The following is a 22,644-nucleotide window of genomic DNA, read 5'->3' as shown; positions in this document are numbered from 1 at the left end:
CAGTGTGGGGCTTGGGTGCTTTGGGTGATTTGGTGCATGATGCCCGATAAGTGACGGATCGAGATGACCTATGCTGGACGAGCTGCTTGGCCGCGTGAGCCGCTATACCCCGCGAACGCTGGTGACAGAGCGCAATTTCCCCGAGGCTGCGGTGTTGCTGCCCGTGACCCGCAGTGATGAGCCTGAATTGATTTTGACCCTGCGCGCCAGCGGCCTCTCAACCCATGGCGGCGAAGTGGCATTCCCCGGAGGTCGACGTGACCCCGAGGACCCGGACCTTGTGTTCACGGCCCTGCGCGAAGCTGAAGAAGAAATCGGCCTGCCGCCGGGGCTGGTCGAAGTCATTGGCCCGCTGAGCCCGTTGATCTCCCTGCACGGCATTCGTGTGACGCCCTTCGTCGGGGTTGTGCCGGACTATGTGGAATACCTGGCCAACGATGCGGAAATCGCGGCCGTGTTCAGCGTGCCCCTGGATTTCTTTCGCCAGGACCCGCGCGAACACACGCACCGTATCGACTATCAGGGCCGCAGTTGGTACGTGCCGAGTTACCGCTTCGGTGTGTACAAAATCTGGGGGCTGACCGCGATCATGATCGTTGAGTTGATGAACCTGCTCTACGACGACGTGAACATCAACCTGCACACCCCGCCAGAACGCTTTATCACCTTCTAGAACCCTGCTCACAGGGTCATGCCTGCCTTGAGGACTTTGCCATGAAATACCGTTTGGGCGACGCGTGCGTCGACACTCACCCTGACAGCTGGACCGCGCCCACTGCCACGTTGATCGGTCGCGTCCGGCTCGAAGAGGGCGCCAGCGTGTGGTTCAACGCCGTTTTACGCGGCGATAACGAGCTGATTCTCATCGGCAAGGACAGCAACGTGCAGGACGGCGCCGTGATGCACACCGACATGGGCTACCCGCTGACCCTGGGCACGGGCGTGACCATTGGTCATAACGCCATGCTGCATGGCTGCACGGTCGGCGACTACAGCCTGATCGGGATCAACGCCGTGATCCTCAACGGCGCAAAGATTGGTAAGCACTGCATCATCGGAGCCAATTCCCTGATTGGCGAAGGCAAGGTCATACCCGACGGTTCGCTGGTCATGGGGTCGCCCGGCAAAGTGGTCCGCGACCTCACTGACGAGCAGAAAGCGTTGCTGCAAGCCAGTGCGGCCCATTATGTGAAAAATGGCCAGCGGTACGCCCGCGACCTTGAAGAGCAGTCATCGTGAATGAACCGCAGCGCCCGGTGGCGTCCCCCTGCGTGAACATTTGCGCACTGGACGACGATGACGTGTGCACGGGCTGCCAACGCACCGTGGCTGAAATCACCCGTTGGAGCCGCATGACCAACGCTGAGCGTCGCGACGTGCTGGTGTTGTGCCATGAGCGGGCCACCTCCCGTGGCGTGATGTGGATGCTGAACGGCCCGGTCTGAGCGGCGTAGTCGCTGCGCCAGCGACTACAAATACAGGCATGACTCAAGTACCCTGTGCGCCTTGCCCACAGGTGTCTCCCGTTACCATGTTGTTTCTCGTCGCTTATATCGCCAGCGTTGTGCTCATCAACTACGCGTTTTCCACGGCGCCGCACCTGGACATCATCTGGTCGGCCTGGGGCGGGCTGGTATTTGTCCTGCGCGACATGGTGCAAACCCGCTTTGGTCATGGCGCCATTGCGGCCATGCTGGCCGCACTGGTGTTGTCGTACGTCACTTCAGACCCTTCCATTGCCCTGGCCAGCGCCACCGCGTTTGCCGTGTCCGAGTGCATTGACTGGCTGGTGTTCAGCCTCACCAGGCGCCCGTTGCACGACCGGCTATGGATCAGCTCCGCGCTGAGTATCCCGATCGATACCTTCATTTTCTTCGGCATGATCGATGCGTTTACCCCCGGCGTGATCCTGACCGCCATGGGCTCCAAGTTCGCGGGCGTGACCTGCGTGTGGCTAGCCATGGCCTGGCGAATGCGCAAAGCAGCGGCCCGATAAGGTCACGCGGCCCGGATCATGTAAAATGCCGGCCTTTCTCCCCCAGCAGGCGCTGGCCTGGCGAGCGCCTTCGATGATTTGTTTCCTTGAGGACCTGAAATGACCCGTATCGGAACTCCACTGTCGCCGACCGCGACCCGCGTATTGCTGTGTGGCTGCGGCGAGCTGGGTAAAGAAGTCGTCATCGAACTGCAGCGTTTGGGTGTCGAAGTGATTGCCGTTGATCGCTACGCCCATGCCCCGGCCATGCAGGTGGCGCATCGCAGTCACGTGGTCAACATGCTCGATGGTGCAGCCTTGCGGGCCGTGATCGAAGCTGAGAAGCCGCACTTCATCGTGCCGGAAATCGAAGCCATCGCGACCGCCACGCTGGTCGAGCTGGAAGCGCAAGGCTTTACCGTCATCCCGACTGCCCGCGCCACGGCGTTGACCATGAACCGTGAAGGCATCCGGCGTCTGGCCGCTGAAGAACTGGACCTGCCGACCTCGCCTTATCACTTTGCAGACACATTTGAAGACTACAGCCGTGCCGTGCAAGACCTCGGCTTCCCGTGTGTGGTCAAGCCGGTCATGAGTTCGTCGGGCAAAGGCCAGAGCCTGCTACGCAGTGCGGATGATGTGCAAAAAGCCTGGGATTACGCGCAAGAAGGCGGCCGTGCGGGGAAAGGTCGGGTCATTATCGAAGGCTTTATCGACTTTGATTACGAAATCACCTTGCTCACCGTGCGCCACATCGGCGGCACCACATTCTGTGCGCCAGTGGGGCATCGTCAGGAGAACGGCGATTATCAGGAGTCGTGGCAGCCGCAGGCCATGAGCCCGATTGCGCTGGCTGAATCCGAGCGTGTGGCCAAAGCGGTGACAGAGGCGCTGGGCGGACGCGGCTTGTTCGGCGTCGAGCTGTTCATCAAGGGCGATCAGGTCTGGTTCAGCGAAGTGTCGCCGCGCCCGCATGACACGGGGCTGGTCACGCTGATCTCTCAGGACCTGTCGCAGTTTGCGCTGCACGCCCGCGCCATCCTCGGTCTGCCGATTCCCCTGATTCGTCAGTTCGGGCCGTCAGCGTCGGCTGTGATTCTGGTGGAAGGGCAATCCACCCAGACGGCTTTTGCCAACCTGGGCGCCGCCCTGAGCGAGCCTGATACCGCGTTGCGCCTGTTCGGCAAGCCAGAAGTCAACGGTCAGCGTCGTATGGGCGTAGCCCTGGCCCGTGACGAATCGATCGAGGCCGCACGCGCCAAAGCCACACGTGCCGCCAAGGCCGTAGTCGTCGAGCTGTAAATCGGTGTGGTCGCTGCCGCACCGGGCGGCAGCGACCACAAGCTCCCAAGCCGCTTCACGCGACCTTGTTCAGGTCAGCCTCCCTCGTTTCCTTCAGGCACAGCACGGCGATCAGGCTGAGCAGCGCCGCACCTGATACGTACCCGCCGACCCAGCTCAAACCACCCATGCTGACCAGCTTTTGCGCGAAGAACGGTGCCGCAGACGCACCGACAATCCCGCCCAGGTTGTACGCGGCCGACGCGCCGGTATAGCGCACGCGGGTCGGGAACAGCTCGGGCAGCAGGGCGCCCATCGGCGCAAAGGTCACGCCCATCAAAAACAGTTCAATACACAAAAACAGCGCCACGCCCCATGTGGTGCCGTGGGTGAGCAATGGCTCCATCAAAAAACCTGACAGCAACGCCAGTACGCCACCGACGATGAGCACCGGTTTGCGTCCCCAGCGGTCGCTGGCCCAGGCAGCGAGCGGCGTGGCGGCCGCCATGAACAGCACGGCAAAGCACAGCAGGCCGAGGAAGGTTTCGCGGGTGTAGCCCAGGGTCGACACCCCGTAACTCAGGGAGAACACCGTCGAGATGTAAAACAGCGCGTAACACACCACCATCGACGCTGCGCCCAACAGCATCGGCGCCCAGTACTGGCTGAAAAGCTCGATGATCGGCATCTTCACCCGTTCGTGTTGCGCCACGGCTTTGGCGAATACGGGGGTTTCTTCAAGTTTGAGGCGCACATACAGCCCCACCATCACCAGCGCCGCGCTCAGCAGGAATGGAATTCGCCAGCCCCAGGCGCGGAACTGCTCATCGCTCAGGGTCATGGCCAGCGTCAAAAACAAACCATTGGCCGCCAGAAAGCCAATTGAGGGGCCCAGCTGCGGGAACATGCCGAACCAGGCGCGTTTGCCCTTTGGCGCGTTTTCAGTGGCCAGCAAGGCAGCGCCACCCCATTCCCCGCCCAGACCCAGGCCTTGGCCAAAACGTAGCACACACAACAGGATGGGCGCCCAAGCACCGATCGTGGCATAACCCGGCAGCACGCCAATCAGCGTGGTGCACACGCCCATCAGCAGCAGCGAGGCCACCAGTGTCGACTTGCGGCCAATGCGGTCACCGTAATGGCCGAACAGAAATGAGCCCAGCGGGCGTGCGAGAAAGGCGATGCCGAAGGTCAGAAAAGCCGACAGCATTTGTGCGGTGCCGGATGTCTGCGGAAAGAACACCGGCCCGATGACGAGCGCGGCGGCCGTCGCGTACACATAAAAGTCGTAGAACTCGATGGCGGTTCCGATAAAGCTGGCGGTGGCCACGCGGGCGGCTGAGTTGGCCGGTTTTTCGGATGAGGCTTCGCTGTAAGTGGTGCTGGAGGTCATGTGCATATCCCTGACAGTTATGTGCTCATGGCTGGCCTGCGCGGGGAGCGAGGCGAGGCTGAGCGATTGTTATGGTCGTTGGCCCCGAGGGATATCAGGGTGCAAGCGCCGCTCGGGATGGGAACGCACGCAGGTACTGCGAACAACAACCCGCCGGGGATGCGGCGCGCGGGTAGCACGCCTGTTGGCGGGGCTTGGGTAAGCGGGAGTGATTATAGGGAGCCCTGCCGGAATCGAACAAGGCCCGGCGCGGCCATCAGGCCGCGGGCTTGACGCTGTTGTGCCAGATCAGCACGCGGCTGACACGGTTGTCTTCGGTGTCGAGGATTTCCAGTCGGTAGCGGCCGATTTTCAGGCATACCGTGGTTTCCGGAATGGTTTCCAGGGCCTCGGTGACCAGTCCGTTCAGGGTTTTGGGCCCGTCGCAGGGCAGTTGCCAACCCAGGCTTTTATTCAGCTCGCGAATCGATGCCGCGCCGTCCACCACGTAACGGCCATCGGGCAGCGGCTCAATGTGCGGGTTATCGACGTTTTGCTCGTTTTCGAATTCGCCCACGATCTCTTCGAGGATGTCCTCAAGAGTCACAATGCCGAGCACTTCGCCGTATTCATCCACCACGATGCCGATACGGCGCTGCTGTTTGTGAAAATTCAGCAGCTGCAAATGCAGCGGGGTGCTTTCAGGGATGAAGTAGGGTTCGTGGCAAACGGCCAGAATCGCCTCTTTGGTCAGGCTGGCGTCCGGCAGCATGTGCTGGATGTGGCGCGTGTTGAGGATCGCTTCAACCTGATTGATGTCGTTATGGAACACCGGCAGGCGCGTGCGTTTGGTCTGGCGTAACTGCTCGATCAGGTCTTCAATCGGGTCGTCGAGGTTAAGGCCTTCGACCTCGCTGCGCGGGATCAGGATGTCATTGACGGTGATGTTATCCAGCGCGTGGATGCCGGCCAGCAAGGGCGGGCGATTATTAGGTTCGTCGTCCTCCTGGGGCAAGGCGCTGTGAGGCGAGTGGGGTTCGGCACGCTGGACCACGGATCGCGACCTGCGCGACAGCAGTCCAATACAGAAGCCCAGTCCTGCAAACACCAGGGCCAATAAGGCCAGCAGCGGCCCGGGGGGCAAGCTATCCATAATCATCGCCCGTCAAATATGCAGAATGTATTCACGAACCAGCTTGCTGCCAAAGTAGGCCAGCATCAGCAGGCAGAACCCGGCAAACGTCCAGCGGATGGCTTTGTGGCCGCGCCATCCGAGGTGATGGCGACCCCACAGCAGCACGCTGAACACGATCCAGGCCAGGCACGCCAACAGCGTTTTGTGCACCAAGTGTTGAGCAAACAGATTGCCCAGGAACAGCCAGCCCGAGATCAGCGACAGCGACAGCAACGTCCAGCCCGCCCACAAGAAACCAAACAGCAGGCTTTCCATGGTCTGCAGCGGCGGGAAGTTTTTGATCAGGCCCTTGGGGTGCTTGTGTTTGAGCTGGTGGTTTTGCAATGACAGCAGCAGCGCTTGAAACACCGCAATGGTGAACATGCCGTAAGCCAATATCGACAGCAGGATATGGGCGAGGATGCCGGGCTGTTCATTAATGACTTGCACCGTGCCGGGCGGGGCAAATTCAGACAGCAGCACGGTCAGGGCGCCCAGCGGGTATAGAAGCAGCAGCAGGTTCTCGACCGGGATGCGGGCGCAGGCGACCAGCGTGACGGCAATCACGGCGACCGCAATCAGACTGGCGGCGCTGAAAAAGTCCAGCTCCAGCCCGGCGGGGGTCATCAAATGGGTAAAAAGGCTCGCGGCGTGGGTGATGACGGCAAGGATGCCGAGCGTCACCAACAGGCGTTTGTTTGCCTTTGCGCCGTGGCGCAAGCAATTGCCTTGATAGAAAGTCGCAGCGGCGTATAGACATGCGGCGGCGAGGCTGGGGAGCAAACTCGGTGACAAGGGGAGCATAAATCCTGTTAGGCAAGCCCGAAAGGGCTGAGTTTGGCATACAACCGCCTGAACACGAAAGCCACATAAGCTGACGGTAAGGTGTCCGCCGCGATCAGTCTTCGCTATAATCCGCGACCTGCCCACGCCGCAGGCTCGCCGAGCATCAGTTTTACACGGGCTGGGCCGCAATAACCCCGGTCTACTTTGGGCCTGAAAGGATCGCGCATGTTTGAAAATTTAACCGACCGTCTCTCGCAGACGCTGCGCCATGTCACCGGCAAGGCCAAGCTGACCGAGGACAATATCAAAGACACCCTGCGCGAAGTGCGCATGGCGTTGCTGGAAGCCGACGTGGCTTTGCCAGTGGTCAAAGACTTCGTCAACGCGGTCAAAGAGCGCGCTGTCGGCACTGAAGTGTCGCGCAGCCTGACGCCGGGCCAGGCGTTTGTGAAGATCGTCCAGGCTGAACTCGAAAGCCTGATGGGCGCGGCGAACGAGGATCTGATCCTCAACGTCACGCCGCCTGCCGTGATCCTGATGGCCGGTTTGCAGGGTGCGGGTAAAACCACCACCGCCGGCAAGCTGGCGCGCTTCCTCAAAGAGCGCAAAAAGAAAACCGTCATGGTCGTGTCCGCCGACGTGTATCGTCCGGCCGCGATCAAGCAGCTGGAAACCCTGGCTGGCGAAGTGGGCGTGACCTTCTTCCCGTCCGACATCAGCCAGAAGCCGGTGGCGATTGCTCAAGCGGCTATTAATGAAGCGCGGCTCAAGTTCATTGATGTCGTGATCGTCGATACCGCCGGTCGCCTGCACATCGACGCCGACATGATGGCCGAGATTCAGGAACTGCACGCGGCGGTCAAGCCAGCAGAAACCTTGTTCGTGGTGGACGCCATGACGGGCCAGGACGCCGCCAACACGGCCAAGGCCTTTGGTGATGCCCTGCCGCTGACCGGTGTGATCCTGACCAAGGTCGATGGTGACGCCCGTGGCGGTGCCGCGTTGTCCGTGCGCGCCATCACGGGTAAACCGATCAAGTTCCTCGGCATGGGCGAGAAGAGCGATGCGCTCGACCCGTTCCACCCCGACCGTATTGCGTCACGTATTTTGGGCATGGGCGATGTGCTCAGCCTTATCGAGCAGGCCGAACAGACCCTCGATAAAGAAAAAGCCGACAAGCTGGCTAAAAAGCTCAAGAAAGGTAAAGGCTTCGACCTCGAAGATTTTCGCGATCAACTGCAACAGATGAAAAACATGGGCGGCCTCGGCGGCCTCATGGACAAGCTGCCGAACATGGGTGGCGTGAATCTGGCGCAAATGGGCAATGCCCAGGGCGCAGCAGAAAAGCAATTCAAGCAAATGGAAGCCATCATCAATTCCATGACCCCGGCCGAGCGTCGTGACCCTGAGCTGATCAGCGGTTCGCGCAAACGTCGTATTGCCATGGGTTCCGGCACGCAAGTGCAAGATATCGGTCGCTTGATCAAGCAACACAAGCAGATGCAAAAGATGATGAAGAAATTCTCTTCCAAAGGCGGCATGGCCAAAATGATGCGCGGCATGGGCTCGATGATGCCTGGCGGCGGCATGCCGAAAATGTAATTTACCTGCGCAAGCGCTCGCGTTTGCGCAGCTCGCAGCCCTGCGAGACCTCCAGCAAACCCGCACTGTGCGGGAGCTGACTTGTCGCCATTCGTGGCGGCCTTATAGCAGATCTGGATGTAACGCCACGTAGGCGCCAGAAAAAGACATTTGCAAAAGTCCGGATATTCCTTAGAATATGCGGCCTTTCGGGCACCTATGCCCGCTGTGCATTTAGATTTGCAGCACCGACTACAGGAAAGATCTACACATGCTAACAATCCGTCTTGCCCTTGGCGGCTCCAAAAAGCGCCCGTTTTACCACTTGACCGTTACCGATAGCCGTAACCCACGTGACGGTTCCCACAAGGAACAAATTGGCTTCTTCAACCCGGTTGCCCGTGGTCAGGAAGTTCGTTTCTCCGTTAAAGAAGACCGCCTCGCTTACTGGTTGAGCGTTGGTGCACAAATGTCTGAGCGCGTTGCTCAGCTTGTGAAAGTCAATGCCAAGGCTGCGGCCTGAGCAATATGAGCGTGACGCCAGAAATTGCTGATGATTTGATCGTTATCGGCAAGATTTTTTCGATTCATGGCGTTCGCGGCGAAGTGAAGGTGTATTCCTTTACGGATCCAATTGACAACCTGCTGGATTACAAGACCGCAACGCTTCGGCGTGGTGGCGATGTACGGCAGGCAGAGCTGGTCAGTGGTCGTTCCCAGAACGGCAACTTTCTGGTTGTGAAGCTCAAGGGTCTTGATGACCGTGATGAAGCAGGCCTTCTTCGCGAATTCGAAATCTGCGTGCCCCGTAACCTGTTTCCTGAACTGACCGACGGCGAGTACTACTGGTACCAGCTTGAAGGCCTCAAGGTCATCGATACACAAGGGCAACTGCTCGGAAAAATCGATCACCTGCTAGAGACTGGCTCTAACGATGTGATGTACGTCAAACCTTGCCCAGGTAGCCTGGATGACCGTGATCGCTTGTTGCCCTATACAGAGCAATGCGTGTTGAGCGTCGACCTGGCAGCCAGCGAGATGAAGGTGGATTGGGATGCGGACTTCTAAGCGTGGCTAATTTGCGCGTAGAAGTGATCAGTTTGTTTCCCGAAATGTTTTCCGCCATCAGCGACTACGGCATCACGAGTCGCGCGGTGAAACAAGGGCTCTTGCAGCTCACCTGTTGGAATCCGCGAGACTACACAACGGACCGGCATCACACTGTGGACGATCGCCCATTTGGCGGTGGTCCGGGCATGGTGATGAAGATCAAGCCTCTGGAAGATGCACTGGTTCAGGCCAGAAATGCAGCCGGAGAGGCGGCGAAGGTAATTTACCTGTCGCCCCAAGGCCGCCAGCTGAATCAGTCGGCGGTACGCGAACTGGCGAATGAGGAAGCATTAATCCTCATTGCAGGTCGTTATGAAGGCATTGACGAGCGTTTTATTGACGCTCATGTCGATGAAGAGTGGTCGATTGGCGACTATGTATTGTCTGGCGGCGAGCTGCCGGCAATGGTTCTGATTGATGCGGTTACACGACTGCTGCCTGGAGCTTTAGGGCATGCGGACTCCGCCGAGGAAGATTCCTTTACGGATGGTCTGCTGGATTGCCCGCACTACACCCGACCGGAGGTGTATGCGGATCAGCGTGTTCCCGACGTATTGCTTAGTGGCAATCATGCACACATCCGGCGTTGGCGTTTGCAGCAGTCCCTTGGGCGGACCTACGAACGACGCGCCGATCTTCTGGAAAGCCGCTCGCTTTCTGGAGAAGAGAAGAAGCTGCTCGAGGAATACATCCTCGCGCGGGACGATAGTTAACAACGTATCGATGGTAGATCCGACGATCTACCTTAGGAGCACAGCATGACTAACAAAATCATCCTTGCACTCGAAGCAGAGCAGATGACTAAAGAGATCCCTCCTTTTGCCCCGGGCGACACCATCGTCGTTCAGGTGAAAGTGAAGGAAGGCGATCGTTCGCGTCTGCAAGCTTTCGAAGGTGTAGTGATTGCCAAGCGTAACCGTGGCGTGAACAGTGCTTTCACTGTTCGTAAAATCTCCAACGGTGTTGGCGTAGAGCGTACTTTCCAGACCTACAGCCCGCAAATCGACAGCATGGCTGTGAAGCGTCGCGGTGACGTTCGTAAAGCCAAGCTGTACTACCTGCGTGACCTGTCCGGTAAAGCAGCTCGCATCAAGGAAAAACTGGCTTAAGTCCAGCTTCCCGATGCAGAAAAAAGCAGCCTTCGGGCTGCTTTTTTGTTGCCTGAGATTTATCAGACCTTTGTCCAGTTGTAGGTAGTAAAAAGCATGACACCGCGTGAGCAAGAGATTCAACGCCGTACAGAACTGTCTGTTACCCGCATCACCAAAGCCGTATTCCCTTCGACCACCAATCACCACAACACCCTGTTTGGCGGCACCGCATTGGCCTGGATGGATGAAGTGTCGTTCATCGCCGCGACCCGTTTTTGTCGCCTGCCGCTGGTGACCGTGTCCACCGACCCCATCAACTTCAATCACCCGATCGCGGCGGGCTCAATCGTTGAGCTGGTCGGGCGCGTGGTGAAAGTCGGCAACACCAGCCTCAAGGTTGAAGTGCAGGTCTACGTTGAAAGCATGAGCAGCGACGGACGTGAACTCGCGATCCAGGGCTTGTTCAGCTTCGTGGCCATCGACGACGACAAGCGGCCTGTTCCCGTATTGCCAGGGTTTGCCCAGTAACGGCGAGTGCCCCCTCTAAGCGGGCCTGATCAATGCCAGTAACGTCCAGCCTGGCTCGGGGCTCACCTCGCTTTGCGGCGTGATTACGTGTACCCAGCCTGACGTGTCCTTGGCAAACAGCAGGTTCGCTCGCTCCCCGTGGAGCGCCTGATAGTCTTGCCACGTGAACTCATTCGTCAGGTGCGTGCTGTACAACTGCGCGCCCTGATTGAACTCGCCCACCAACTGGCTGTAGGTCAGCGCCGGGTCGCCCAGTGCGCGGCCGCGATGCTCATGGCTGGCCCGGTGTTTATCCGTGCGGCGGCTCTCCTGGCTGTTGGCCAGCGCAAACAGGCGATGCGGCCCGAACTCATGACGAAAACGCATGGCGGCCAGCGCATTGAGTTCGCCTGAGGGGGACAGCCCTAGCAGATGCCCTAACCCAACCAGATCCAGGTGTGATTCGGCATGCTCCGATGCCGGGTTGCCGAAGTAGGTCGGCAGGTTTTCCATGCGGGCCGCGCGAATGTTTTCCCAGCTCGAATCCGTTAGCAGCACCCGGCTGCCCAACTGTTGCAAGGCTGTGCCGATCAGGCGGGCCGGGCCGTTGGCGCCGACAATCAAAAAGCCGCTGGGAGGCGGTTCTGCCACCTTGAGCAAGCGCGCGAGCGGGCGTGCTGTAGCGCTTTGCACCACGACAGTGCCGATGATCACGGCGAAGGTCAGAGGCACCAATAACAGCGCACCCTGGTGACCGGCTTCGTCCAGGCGAATGGCAAAAATGGCTGAAACCGCAGCGGCCACAATGCCACGCGGTGCAATCCAGGCGAGGAGGGTGCGCTCGCGCCAGTTCAGTTTTGAGCCAAATGTCGAGAGCAGTACATTCAAGGGGCGTGCAATAAATTGAATGATCAGCAGCAAAACCAGCACCGCCGGGCCCAGCCCGATCATGGCGTCCAGATCAAGGCGCGCGGCGAGCAGAATGAACAGGCCGGAGATCAGGAAAACGCTGAGGTTTTCCTTGAAGTGCAGAATATTGCGCACATCCACGCCTTTCATGTTGGCCATCCACATGCCCATCAGCGTGACAGCCAGCAGGCCGGACTCATGCATGACCTGATTGGAGGCAATGAACACGGCCAGCACTGTCGCCAACGTGCCAAGGCTTTGCAGGTATTCGGGCAGCCATTGCTTGCGCAGCACATGCCCCGAGACCCAGCCGCCCACGATGCCGAACAGGCTGCCGCACACAATCACACCGCCAAAGGTCAGCAAGCTGTGGCTCAAACCATCGCCCGTAGCACGGGCAATGATGAAGCTGTAGACGACCACGGCGAGCAGGGCGCCAATCGGGTCAATGACGATCCCTTCCCAGCGCAAAATGTTCGCAATCGACGCCTTGGGCCGCACCACGCGCAGCATCGGCACAATGACCGTCGGCCCGGTAACCAGCGTCAAAGTGCCGAACAGCAATGCCAGGAGCCAGTCAAAACCCAGTAGCCAATGCGTGGCCACGGTAATGACGGCCCAGGTCGACAGAGCACCCAAGGTGACGAGGCGGCGCACAACCGTGCCAATTTCTCGCCATTCGGACAGGTGCAGCGTCAGGCTCCCCTCAAACAGGATCAAGGCCACCGCCAACGACACCAGCGGCATCAGCAGCGGGCCAAACAGTGTTTGCGGGTTTAGCCAGCCGAGCACCGGGCCGAGCAGGATGCCCGCCAGCAATAAGAACAGGATGGCCGGCAGTTTCAGGCGCCAGGCCAGCCATTGGCAGCCCAGCGCAGCGATTCCGATGCCCCCAAACGCCAGCAGGATCTGTTGTTCATTCATAAGGAGCCCCTTGGGGGTGGGTGATGAGTGCTTTCTATTTATGCGGCGAGCCGGCTATGAAAGACTAGCGGCCACTTTCACTGTTCACTTTTTATTTGCGCGCGGCTCAGTGCCTGCGCGTTTCGAGCGCCAATGCCAGCTATCGATGACCCGCTTATTGACCGTTTTCTGGATGCCCTGTGGCTGGAAAAAGGCCTGTCCGACAACACCCGTGATGCCTATCGCAGTGATTTGGCGCTGTTCAATGGCTGGTTACGCGAGCGCGGGATCGAGCTGCCCCATGCGGGCCGAGAGCTGATCCTCGACCATTTGGCCTGGCGTCTCGATCAGCATTACAAGCCGCGATCTACGGCGCGCTTCCTGTCGGGTGCGCGTGGGTTCTATCGTTACTTGCTGCGTGAAAAATTGATTGCCGTTGACCCGACCTTGCAAGTCGACATGCCACAGTTGGGGCGGCCGTTGCCCAAGTCCTTGTCAGAAGCGGACGTTGAGGCGTTGCTGGCTGCCCCTGATTTGAGCGACGCCATCGGCCAGCGCGATCGCGCCATGCTGGAAGTGTTGTATGCATGCGGGTTGCGGGTGACCGAGCTGATCAGCCTGACGCTGGAGCAAGTCAACTTGCGTCAGGGTGTGCTGCGGGTCATGGGCAAGGGCAGCAAGGAACGCCTGGTGCCGATGGGGGAGGAGGCGATTGTCTGGGTTGAGCGCTACCTGCGCGACGCCCGGCATGAGCTATTGAACGGGCGTCCCAGTGACGTACTGTTCCCCAGCCAGCGCGGGGAGCAAATGACCCGCCAGACCTTTTGGCACCGCATCAAGCATCAGGCCACAGTGGCCGGTATCGACAAGTCGCTGTCGCCGCATACGCTGCGCCACGCTTTCGCCACGCACCTGCTCAACCACGGGGCGGACTTGCGAGTGGTGCAAATGCTACTGGGGCACAGCGACCTTTCGACTACCCAGATCTACACCCATGTGGCGCGTGCGCGTTTGCAAGACCTGCACGCCCGGCACCATCCCCGCGGCTGAGGTGCTTTGTCAGCTGTTGCATCCGCCACAGTCGGCCTTGCGGGCCAACTGTGGTAGGCTTTGCCGGTTCAGAAAACGAGCCACTAAAACCCTTTTTGCCTTGGGGTAGTGAGGTTTGGCCGTTTTGTCCGCCTTCAGGAGTTCTCATGCGCGTGACCCAACTTTTCGCCGCCGCAGCCATTGCGTTGGTCAGTACCTTTTCGTTTGCCGATACCGGCGCCGAGCAAGCCATTCGTAAAAGCCTCGAAACACTGCAACTGGATGTGCCGGTCGAAAGCATCAGTGCCAGCCCGATGGCAGGCCTGTATGAAGTCAAACTCAAAGGCAGCCGAGTGCTGTATGCCAGTGCCGATGGTCAGTTCATCGTGCAGGGCTATATGTTCCAGCTCAAGGACGGCAAGCCGGTCAACCTGACCGAAAAGGCCGAGCGCGTCAGCGTTGCCAAGCTGATCAACGGGATTCCTGCCGCAGAGACCGTGGTGTACCCGGCCGTTGGCGAAACCAAGTCGCACATCACCGTGTTTACCGACACCACCTGCCCGTACTGCCACAAGCTGCACGAAGAAGTGCCTGAGCTGAACAAAATGGGCATTGAAGTGCGCTATGTAGCGTTCCCGCGTCAGGGCTTGGGCTCGGCCGGTGATCAACAGCTGCAAGCGGTCTGGTGTTCCAAGGACAAGAAAAGCGCCATGGACAAAATGACCAATGGCAAAACGGTCGACGCGCCCAAGTGCGCCAACCCTGTGTCCAAGCAGTTCGCATTGGGCCAATCCATTGGTGTGAACGGCACGCCGGCCATTGTCCTGGCCGACGGTCAAGTGATTCCGGGCTATCAGCCAGCAGCACAGGTTGGCAAGCTGGCACTCAGTGTTAAATAATCCTGCCTCGTCACAGTAAGCCTTTGACGAGCATGCTCGGGCCGTTCAACGGCCCGGGCATTAATAGAGAACCGTGGCAGACCACGGTTGTTTTCCACGGCCGACCTTGCGTCGGCCGTTTTATGGGGAGTTCAGCGTGAATCCGGTCAAAGTAGGCATCTGTGGACTAGGGACCGTCGGTGGCGGCACCTTCAACGTACTTAAGCGTAACGCCGAGGAGATTGCCCGCCGTGCCGGGCGTGGTATCCAGGTTGCGCAAATTGCAATGCGTACGCCAAACCCGCAGTGCGACATTACCGGTACCCCCATTACCAACGATGTATTCGCTGTTGCAACCAACCCTGACATCGACATCGTGATCGAGTTGATCGGCGGTTACACCATCGCCCGGGAATTGGTGCTCAAAGCCATCGAAAACGGCAAGCATGTGGTCACGGCCAACAAGGCCCTGATTGCCGTTCATGGCAACGAAATCTTCGCCAAAGCCCAGGAAAAGGGCGTGATCGTGGCGTTCGAAGCAGCGGTCGCGGGCGGTATTCCGGTCATCAAGGCAATCCGTGAAGGCCTGTCCGCCAACCGCATCAACTGGGTTGCGGGCATCATCAACGGCACGGGCAACTTCATCCTCACCGAGATGCGCGAGAAAGGCCGGACCTTCGAAGACGTTCTGGCAGAAGCGCAAGCGCTGGGGTACGCCGAAGCCGATCCGACCTTCGACGTTGAAGGCATTGACGCCGCCCACAAGCTGACCATTCTGGCGTCTATCGCGTTCGGTATTCCGCTGCAATTCGACAAAGCCTACACCGAGGGCATCACCAAGCTGACCACCGCTGACGTGAACTACGCCGAAGCGTTGGGCTACCGCATCAAGCACCTGGGCGTCGCCCGCAGCACGGCCAGCGGCATTGAGCTGCGGGTTCACCCGACCCTGATCCCGGCCGACCGCCTGATCGCCAACGTCAACGGCGTGATGAACGCCGTGATGGTCAATGGCGACGCCGCCGGTTCGACCTTGTTCTACGGGGCTGGCGCCGGCATGGAGCCCACCGCGTCCTCGGTCGTGGCGGATCTGGTCGACGTGGTCCGCGCCATGACCTCCGACCCCGAAAACCGCGTGCCGCACCTGGCCTTCCAGCCGGACTTGCTGTCTGATCATCCGATCCTGCCGATTGAAGCATGCGAAAGCGCTTACTACTTGCGCATTCAGGCCAAGGACCATCCGGGCGTGCTGGCGCAAGTGGCCAGCATCCTGTCCGAGCGCGGTATCAACATTGAATCGATCATGCAGAAAGAAGTCGAAGAGCATGATGGCCTGGTGCCAATGATTCTGTTGACCCATCGCGTGCTTGAGCAGCACATGAACGACGCCATCACCGCGCTGGAAGCGTTGCAAGGCGTTGTCGGTTCAGTGGTCCGCATCCGCGTGGAACATCTAAATTAATGACCAGCGGTACGCTGTAGGCGTCTGCTCCCCGTTAACGTGCCATCTGGCGTTGACGTGGGGGCCATCGCCACGGCTTGCCGCTCACCTCGAAGGTTCGCCCTAATGCGCTATATCAGTACCCGCGGCCAGGCACCGGCCCTGAATTTTGAAGATGTCCTGTTGGCCGGTCTGGCCAGTGATGGCGGCCTGTATGTGCCGGAAAACCTGCCACGCTTTACCCAGGAAGAAATCGCCTCGTGGGCCGGTCTGCCATACCACGAGCTGGCATTTCGCGTGATGCGTCCGTTCGTGACGGGCAGCATCCCGGATGCCGACTTCAAAAAGATTCTCGAAGAAACCTACGGCGTGTTCTCCCACGCGGCGGTCGCGCCGCTGCGTCAGCTCAATGGCAATGAATGGGTGTTGGAGCTGTTCCACGGCCCGACCCTGGCCTTCAAGGATTTCGCCCTGCAACTGCTGGGTCGCTTGCTCGACTACGTGCTTGAAAAGCGCGGCGAGCGGGTGGTCATTGTCGGCGCTACCTCGGGAGACACCGGCTCGGCGGCGATTGAAGGCTGCAAGCACTGCGAGAACGTGGACATTTTCATCCTGCACCCCAATAACCGGGTGTCTGAAGTGCAGCGTCGCCAGATGACCACGCTGTTCGGTGACAACATCCACAACCTGGCCATCGAAGGCAACTTCGACGACTGCCAGGAAATGGTCAAGGCCAGCTTCGCGGACCAGGGCTTCCTCAAGGGCACGCGTCTGGTTGCCGTCAACTCGATCAACTGGGCGCGAATCATGGCCCAGATCGTCTACTACTTCCACGCAGCCTTGCAGTTGGGCGGGCCGCACCGTTCCGTGTCGTTCTCGGTGCCCACCGGCAACTTCGGCGACATCTTCGCCGGTTACCTGGCGCGCAACATGGGCCTGCCAATCAATCAATTGATTGTCGCCACCAACCGCAACGACATCCTGCACCGCTTCATGAGCGGCAATCAGTACGCCAAAGAAACCCTGCACGCGACCCTGTCGCCATCGATGGACATCATGGTGTCCTCGAACTTCGAACGCTTGCTGTTCGACCTGCACGGGCGTAACGGGGCGCTGGTTGCCGAGCTGATGGACACGTTCAAGCAAACCGGCCACTTCAGCGTTGAAGACGATCGCTGGACCGAAGCCCGCCGCCTGTTTGACTCGTTGGCCGTCGACGACACCCAGACCTGTGAAACCATTGCCCAGGTGTTCGCAGAGACCGGCGAAGTGCTGGATCCGCACACGGCCATCGGCGTCAAGGCTGCACGTGAGTGCCGTCGTAGCCTGGACACCCCCATGGTGATTCTGGGCACTGCTCACCCGGTCAAGTTCCCCGAGGCGGTTGAGAAGGCAGGCGTAGGAAAGGCATTGCAACTGCCAGCGCATCTTTCTGATTTGTTTGCACGAGAAGAGCGTTACACCGTTCTGGCAAATGACCTGAAAGCGGTTCAAGCCTTTGTGGGCCAGCATGGCAACCGAGGCAAAGCCTTGTAACAGGTCTTGTCCTACAGACATTGAAGCCCGTCGCCTGACGGGCTTTTTTGTTTGTGCGTGGCAAACTTGCGCCGTTCTCGCCCTCCAAGGCTGGCGAGTTGTCGGTCAAGGAAGCTGCAATGTCACGTACTTTTCAGGCATTTGGATCATGGATAAACGCCGTGCTGATTCTCGGTGTGCTGGGCTTTATGCCGTCTGCCGATGCCGCACACGGCTTACCCTTCAAGTTGCCTCCCAGCTTTGCCAGTTTTAAACCCCTGCGTCTGGACAGCGAAGAAAAACGCTGGCTGCAGGAGCGCGGCAAACTACGCGTGGGCATCACCCTCGATGGTTACGAGCCCATCGATATCACCAACGATCGAAACCGTTATCAAGGCATCAGTGCCGATTACCTGAGCATCATTCGTGACACGTTAGGGGTCCAGGTCGAGGTGCTTGGCTTTCGCAAGCGCGATCAGGCCGTAGCCGAGCTGCTGGCGGGCAAGATCGATGTATTGACCAGCGCCAGCGGGTTTGAGCGCGGGATCGAGGGCATCGAGTTCTCGCAGGATTACATGGTGGATCAACCGGTGATTGTCGGACGTGATATTGAGTCTGAATCCATCGATGACTGGTCGGGCAAAAAGATCGGCTTCCTGGACGGTTACATCGACATACCCGCCGCCCATGCGTTTTACCCTGACAGCGAAATCATCATCACCCCCACGATGCACAGCGCCATGGAAGCCCTGATAGAAGGGGACATCGATGCCTTCATCGGCAATGAGGTCATCGTCCAGGCGTTCAATAGCATTCGTCCTTATTCAAGGTTGCGCATCATCGATGACAGCGCCATACCGGTATCGGGCTTCGCCTTTGCGACGCGTCTGGCAGACCGCCAGTTGACGAGCCTGATCAATCAGGTACTCAACAGTGTGGATCAGACGCTCTCAGAACTTATTCTTTCTCGCTGGACCCAAGGCCTTGAGGGCAGCATTGCCCAGCAACACATCGACTTGCTCCCCGCCGAGCGCGAGTGGATCAAGGCTAACCCCGTGGTCACGGTGGTGAGCCAGCAATATCCGCTCTATACCTTTCGCAACGCCAGGGGCGAGTGGGAAGGCTTGAGCATTGACATCCTTGCGCGCATATCACGCATGACCGGGCTGCAATTCGTCCATGAAGAGTCGTTTTCGACCGCCCAAACGTTGGGCCTGCTCAAGAGTGGTCGAGGCCAAATGAACGCCACGCTGTCTATCAGTCCGGAGCGAAAGGAGTTTCTGAACTTCACGTACTCCTACGGCGGTGCGCCCTGGGTTTTCATCGTTCGCACCCACGACTCACGGCTCGGATCATTAGAGCAGTTGTCCGGCAAGGTGTTGGCACTTCCCGCCAGGCATGCCCTTGAAGCCATGATCCGGCGCGACCATCCGGAGATCGAAGTGCACACGGTCGCCAGTTTCGATCAGGCCAGGAGCCTGGTGGAAAAAGGCGAGGCCGACGCGACGATTCAAAGCGAGACACAGGCGTACCTGTATCCGCCGGGTCGTCTCAAGGTGGGCCGCACCGTCGAAGGCCGCTGGTCAGCCGATACGTTTTCGGTGCATGCAAAGCACCCCGAACTCTTGAGCATCCTGAACAAGGCGCTTGAAGCCATGACCATGACCGAAATCCGCACCTTGAGAAGCAAGTGGTTGGGCGGGGTAAGGAAGGCGCCGCTTGTTGAGAGCCCCCTTCATCACTCGCCATGGCTGTATGGACCAATGGCAGCTCTGCTGGTGGTGGGCCTGTTGTTGTTTTTGTGCAATCGGCGCCTGCATAACCAGATTGTGCTGGGGCATGCACGCGAAGCTCAATTACAGGAGGCTATCGAGTTTCAGCGCCGTTACCTGGACGGCATTCCCAGCCCCATTTTTGTAGTCGGTGTCAAAGGTGAAATAGTCACCTGCAACCGCAATTATGAAGAGCGTTTATCCATCAAGCTGGAGCGCATCCAGGGTTTAAACAGCCTTGAAGCGAATCTTTATCCCCCCACCCTGGCCGAGCAGTTACATCGAGAGTTGCTGGACGTTATCCGCAGCCGAAAGCCGTTTTACATAAAACGTGTCATGGAATTCAAAGCCTGCAGCACAGAGGTGTATCAGTGGACTGTCCCTTTTTATTCATCGACCGGGCAGTTAGAGGGGTTGGTGGGAGGGTGGTTTGACGGGTCGGAAGGGAGGAAGTGGGATATCCCTTGATTGGCCCCTTCGCGTTTCAAAGGTGCTGGCTTTCGTAGGAGTGTTCTTACCGTAATTCAAGATTTGTCTTATGTTCTGTTCAGTTTGAGCCTTCTACAGTGCGCTCCATTCGAGCAATCGTCCCGCAGCTGTAAAGGTTCATGATGCAAAACCTGAAAGTACTGATCCTTGAAGACAACCCTTTTCAGTTGATGACCCTGCATCAAATGTTGAATGCATGCCGCATTTTCGACGTGCTGACCGCTTCAAGCCTGGAGGCGGCACGTCACTCACTTGCGGTACGCGGTGCTATCGATATTGCCATTTGCGACCTTTACCTGGACACCACCTCGGGGCTTGACCTGATCACTGAGCTGGCCCAGCAGCGCCATGCATCGGCGTTGATCATCCAGACCTGCGCCGCGCCGCATGTTGTTGAAAAGGCCGCCAGCCGGGCGCGCCGCGAAGGCCTCAAGGTATTGGGCTCTCTGACCAAACCCGTCAGTGTGAGTCGCTTGAACCAGCTGTTGCAGGCCTACCAGGTGCCATGTTTCAACACGTTGGGCCGCTGAGGCAAATTGATTGCAGGCCTGAGGGAACCTTTTTTCCTACCGGCTTGTCAGATTTTTCATCGACGGGATCAAGCGTTTTGCTCCGATGCCTGACGCCCGTCGAGCGGATCACCTGATCCTGTTAAACCCCGAGTTGACTCCCCACTGCTCGGGGTTTTTTTTGAGCGCAATTTGTCAGCGTGGGCGCTTTGGCGGACTTGCTTGTCCATTCACGTAGTCGTCAGGGTGGCCGGGCTCCTGCCACTGAGCTTCAGCCTCACGCAACGCGTCCGGCCCCAACGTGGCCAATGCCCGGTTAATCCGGCCCAACGCTTCGTGGCCCGCAGGGGTGTCGGAGCACCCGATATAAATCGGCTGATACGTGGGCGCGCCCAAAATCCGGTAGAACAGCAGTGTTTCAAACGGCAAGCCTTGCTGCCGGGCCTTGGACTGAATCTCGGGCCAATACCCTAAAACACCTTCCAGCCGGCCGGCATGCTGCATTTGCAACAGGCTGCCCAAGGCATCATTGCCATGGTGAACAAACAGCTGGCGGTCCTCGCTATGCGCCAGCTGCTCATCGATCCACATGCCATAACTGCGCTTGGCCACCACCCCCAGCCGGACGCCTTGGGCATTGAGCAGGCGCTTAAGGTCCACCGACTGATCCGTGACATAAGGCGCGATCTTCGGCTCATCGCTTTGGCGGATCACCAGCCCGTTGCTGTGTAAGCCCATGACCGGCGCCGAGTAGGCAATCGATTGTGCGCGTGAGGGATTCCACACCAGCGCCGGGTCGCACGTCAGCGTCGGGTCCTGCAGCATTTGCATGGCACGGGCCCGATTGACCTTGACCACCACATGTTCGTATTCGGGCAGGCTGGCGATCAGTAAGGGCATGAGCTGATCAATCACCCCCTGACCTTTTTGCGGGCCCTCAAAGACGGTCAGCGGCGGTAAGTCGCGCATCAGCCACGTGAGTTTTTCGGCCCCGGAACTCATGCACGCCCAGCCCAGCATCGCCCAAGGAATGAATTGAGCCCAACGGCTTGGCCGCCATGAGCGAATCGTCATGGTGCGGTGTTCCTTCTACAGCGTTTGAAAAGGGGCCGAGCCCCTCTGCTAAATGGCACCGTCGTGTTTCAGTGCCGCAATGGCCGAGGCGTCGTAGCCCAACGCGCCCAGCACTTCATCGTTATGGGCACCCAGCTCGGGGCCCACCCACTCGGCCGACCCAGGGGTCTCGGAGAGCTTGGGCACAATGCCCGGCATTTTAAAGTCGTTGCCGTCGGGCAATTTGGCACTCAGGAACATCTCCCGCGCCAGAAACTGCGGGTCGCTGAACATGTCTTGCGCCGAGAAAATACGACTGGCCGGCACCTGCGCGGTATTCAGTTGCTCAAGCACCGTGTCCAGCGGCAGCGAGGCCACCCAGCGATCAATCACGCCATACAGTTCATCGCGTCGTGCGTCACGCCCGTCATTGCTGGCCAGCTGCGGGTCGTTTGCCAAGTCGTCACGGCCAATCAGCTGCATGAACCGTTTGAAAATCGCATCGCCGTTGGCGCCAATCTGGACGTGCTTGCCGTCCAGGCTGGTATGGATCGAAGAGGGGGTAATGCCCGGCATGATATTGCCCGTGCGTTCGCGAATAAAACCGAACACATCGAACTCCGGGACCATGCTTTCCATCATCGCGAAAATGGCTTCATACAACGCCACATCCACCACTTGGCCCTGGCCGCCATTCACCTCGCGGTGCCTCAAGGCCATCAATGCACCGATCACGCCCCACAGCGCGGCAATCGAGTCGCCAATGGAAATGCCAGTGCGCACGGGCGGGCGGTCTTCGAAGCCGGTGATGTAACGCAGCCCGCCCATCGATTCACCCACGGCCCCGAAGCCCGGCTGATCCTTCATCGGCCCGGTCTGGCCAAAGCCCGACAGGCGGACCATGACCAGCTTGGGGTTCAAGGCATGCAACACGTCCCAGCCCAGCCCGAGCTTTTCGAGCACACCGGGGCGAAAGTTCTCGATCAGGATGTCCGCGTCGGCCAACAACGCCTTGAGCACCTGAAGGCCATCGGGGTGCTTGAGGTTCAGCGTCAGGGATTTCTTGTTACGCGCCTGCACGAACCACCACAGCGACGTGCCCTCATACAGCTTGCGCCATTTGCGCAGCGGATCGCCCCCGTCCGGGGATTCAACCTTGATCACCTGAGCCCCGAATTCGGCGCAAATACGCGAAGCGAACGGCCCGGCGATCAGCGTTCCGAGTTCGACGACCTTAAGGCCCGAAAGGGGTTTGGCAGCGAGGGGCAT

The 22,644-nt window shown here is 59.1% G+C and carries 22 protein-coding genes and 1 pseudogene; 17 read left to right on the top strand and 6 right to left on the bottom strand.

What is annotated here, in order from left to right; all coding sequences use genetic code 11:
* The first annotated feature begins 70 nt into the window (after window positions 1-70).
* From IF654_RS17790 to purT, 5 genes are all read left to right on the top strand, one after another.
* Entirely contained in the window at window positions 71-673 is a 603-nt protein-coding gene (locus tag IF654_RS17790) for a CoA pyrophosphatase (RefSeq protein WP_047277378.1), read from the top strand.
* 41 nt (window positions 674-714) lie between these two features.
* The gene (locus tag IF654_RS17785) at window positions 715-1,239 is read left to right on the top strand and encodes a gamma carbonic anhydrase family protein (protein WP_047277376.1); all 525 of its coding nucleotides are present in this window, start codon (window positions 715-717) and stop codon (window positions 1,237-1,239) included.
* Entirely contained in the window at window positions 1,236-1,445 is a 210-nt protein-coding gene (locus tag IF654_RS17780; protein ID WP_047278338.1) for a DUF1289 domain-containing protein, read from the top strand. Before IF654_RS17785 ends, IF654_RS17780 begins: the two co-directional genes overlap by 4 nt.
* A gap of 86 nt (window positions 1,446-1,531) precedes the next feature.
* Entirely contained in the window at window positions 1,532-1,996 is a 465-nt protein-coding gene (locus IF654_RS17775; RefSeq protein WP_047277372.1) for a 7-cyano-7-deazaguanine/7-aminomethyl-7-deazaguanine transporter, read from the top strand.
* A 99-nt stretch (window positions 1,997-2,095) separates the two neighbouring features.
* Window positions 2,096-3,277, top strand: coding sequence for a formate-dependent phosphoribosylglycinamide formyltransferase (gene purT / locus IF654_RS17770; RefSeq protein ID WP_047277370.1), 1,182 nt, complete (start codon window positions 2,096-2,098; stop codon window positions 3,275-3,277).
* A gap of 55 nt (window positions 3,278-3,332) precedes the next feature.
* On the opposite strand, the gene IF654_RS17765 is transcribed toward purT, so the two are convergent.
* From IF654_RS17765 to IF654_RS17755, 3 genes and pseudogenes are all read right to left on the bottom strand, one after another.
* The gene (locus tag IF654_RS17765) at window positions 3,333-4,649 is read right to left on the bottom strand and encodes an MFS transporter (protein ID WP_047282190.1); all 1,317 of its coding nucleotides are present in this window, start codon (window positions 4,647-4,649) and stop codon (window positions 3,333-3,335) included.
* Window positions 4,650-4,905: 256 nt separating this feature from the next.
* Window positions 4,906-5,760 (bottom strand): annotated as a pseudogene (locus IF654_RS17760) (transporter associated domain-containing protein); the annotation flags it as partial.
* Window positions 5,761-5,793: 33 nt separating this feature from the next.
* Window positions 5,794-6,606 carry a cytochrome C assembly family protein gene (locus IF654_RS17755; RefSeq protein WP_047277368.1) on the bottom strand — a complete coding sequence of 271 codons (813 nt, stop codon included), beginning with the start codon at window positions 6,604-6,606 and terminating at the stop codon, window positions 5,794-5,796.
* Between the two features lie 207 nt (window positions 6,607-6,813).
* Between IF654_RS17755 and ffh the strand changes: the two genes are divergently transcribed.
* The 6 genes from ffh (at window position 6,814) to IF654_RS17725 (ending at window position 10,898) form a co-directional block, all read left to right on the top strand.
* Entirely contained in the window at window positions 6,814-8,190 is a 1,377-nt protein-coding gene (gene ffh / locus IF654_RS17750; RefSeq protein WP_047277366.1) for a signal recognition particle protein, read from the top strand.
* A gap of 250 nt (window positions 8,191-8,440) precedes the next feature.
* Window positions 8,441-8,692, top strand: coding sequence for a 30S ribosomal protein S16 (rpsP, locus tag IF654_RS17745; protein ID WP_047277364.1), 252 nt, complete (start codon window positions 8,441-8,443; stop codon window positions 8,690-8,692).
* Between the two features lie 5 nt (window positions 8,693-8,697).
* The gene (gene rimM, locus IF654_RS17740) at window positions 8,698-9,237 is read left to right on the top strand and encodes a ribosome maturation factor RimM (protein WP_194862185.1); all 540 of its coding nucleotides are present in this window, start codon (window positions 8,698-8,700) and stop codon (window positions 9,235-9,237) included.
* Between the two features lie 2 nt (window positions 9,238-9,239).
* On the top strand, window positions 9,240-9,992 hold the full coding sequence (gene trmD, locus IF654_RS17735) for a tRNA (guanosine(37)-N1)-methyltransferase TrmD (protein ID WP_047277360.1): 753 nt from the start codon (window positions 9,240-9,242) through the stop codon (window positions 9,990-9,992).
* Window positions 9,993-10,037: 45 nt separating this feature from the next.
* On the top strand, window positions 10,038-10,388 hold the full coding sequence (gene rplS, locus IF654_RS17730; RefSeq protein ID WP_003440273.1) for a 50S ribosomal protein L19: 351 nt from the start codon (window positions 10,038-10,040) through the stop codon (window positions 10,386-10,388).
* Between the two features lie 96 nt (window positions 10,389-10,484).
* Entirely contained in the window at window positions 10,485-10,898 is a 414-nt protein-coding gene (locus tag IF654_RS17725) for an acyl-CoA thioesterase (protein ID WP_047277358.1), read from the top strand.
* Between the two features lie 15 nt (window positions 10,899-10,913).
* Here IF654_RS17725 and IF654_RS17720 read toward each other — a convergent pair whose 3' ends face one another.
* Window positions 10,914-12,710, bottom strand: a complete 1,797-nt coding sequence (locus IF654_RS17720; RefSeq protein ID WP_194862186.1) for a cation:proton antiporter — start codon at window positions 12,708-12,710, stop codon at window positions 10,914-10,916.
* Between the two features lie 132 nt (window positions 12,711-12,842).
* On the opposite strand from IF654_RS17720, the gene xerD reads away from it, so the two are divergent.
* From xerD to IF654_RS17690, 6 genes are all read left to right on the top strand, one after another.
* Entirely contained in the window at window positions 12,843-13,739 is an 897-nt protein-coding gene (xerD, locus tag IF654_RS17715) for a site-specific tyrosine recombinase XerD (RefSeq protein ID WP_047278332.1), read from the top strand.
* Between the two features lie 146 nt (window positions 13,740-13,885).
* The gene (locus tag IF654_RS17710; RefSeq protein ID WP_047277353.1) at window positions 13,886-14,617 is read left to right on the top strand and encodes a DsbC family protein; all 732 of its coding nucleotides are present in this window, start codon (window positions 13,886-13,888) and stop codon (window positions 14,615-14,617) included.
* A gap of 136 nt (window positions 14,618-14,753) precedes the next feature.
* The gene (locus IF654_RS17705; protein WP_048376614.1) at window positions 14,754-16,058 is read left to right on the top strand and encodes a homoserine dehydrogenase; all 1,305 of its coding nucleotides are present in this window, start codon (window positions 14,754-14,756) and stop codon (window positions 16,056-16,058) included.
* Between the two features lie 105 nt (window positions 16,059-16,163).
* A complete protein-coding gene (thrC, locus tag IF654_RS17700) occupies window positions 16,164-17,573 on the top strand; it encodes a threonine synthase (RefSeq protein ID WP_047281165.1) in 1,410 nt (469 codons plus the stop codon).
* Between the two features lie 119 nt (window positions 17,574-17,692).
* Window positions 17,693-19,792, top strand: a complete 2,100-nt coding sequence (locus IF654_RS17695) for a transporter substrate-binding domain-containing protein (RefSeq protein WP_194862187.1) — start codon at window positions 17,693-17,695, stop codon at window positions 19,790-19,792.
* Between the two features lie 140 nt (window positions 19,793-19,932).
* Window positions 19,933-20,343 carry a response regulator gene (locus IF654_RS17690; RefSeq protein ID WP_047281164.1) on the top strand — a complete coding sequence of 137 codons (411 nt, stop codon included), beginning with the start codon at window positions 19,933-19,935 and terminating at the stop codon, window positions 20,341-20,343.
* A gap of 174 nt (window positions 20,344-20,517) precedes the next feature.
* Here IF654_RS17690 and IF654_RS17685 read toward each other — a convergent pair whose 3' ends face one another.
* Both IF654_RS17685 and IF654_RS17680 read right to left on the bottom strand, forming a co-directional pair.
* Window positions 20,518-21,396 (bottom strand): TIGR02285 family protein, encoded by an 879-nt coding sequence (locus IF654_RS17685; RefSeq protein WP_194862188.1) that lies wholly within the window; start codon window positions 21,394-21,396, stop codon window positions 20,518-20,520.
* A 48-nt stretch (window positions 21,397-21,444) separates the two neighbouring features.
* The gene (locus IF654_RS17680; protein ID WP_083333290.1) at window positions 21,445-22,644 is read right to left on the bottom strand and encodes a CaiB/BaiF CoA transferase family protein; all 1,200 of its coding nucleotides are present in this window, start codon (window positions 22,642-22,644) and stop codon (window positions 21,445-21,447) included.

The organism is Pseudomonas lundensis, assembly GCF_015377145.2.
Classification (GTDB): Bacteria; Pseudomonadota; Gammaproteobacteria; order Pseudomonadales; family Pseudomonadaceae; genus Aquipseudomonas; species Aquipseudomonas lundensis.
Note: the sequence above shows the minus strand (reverse complement) of the source record. Positions and strands in the feature narration are given on the sequence as shown.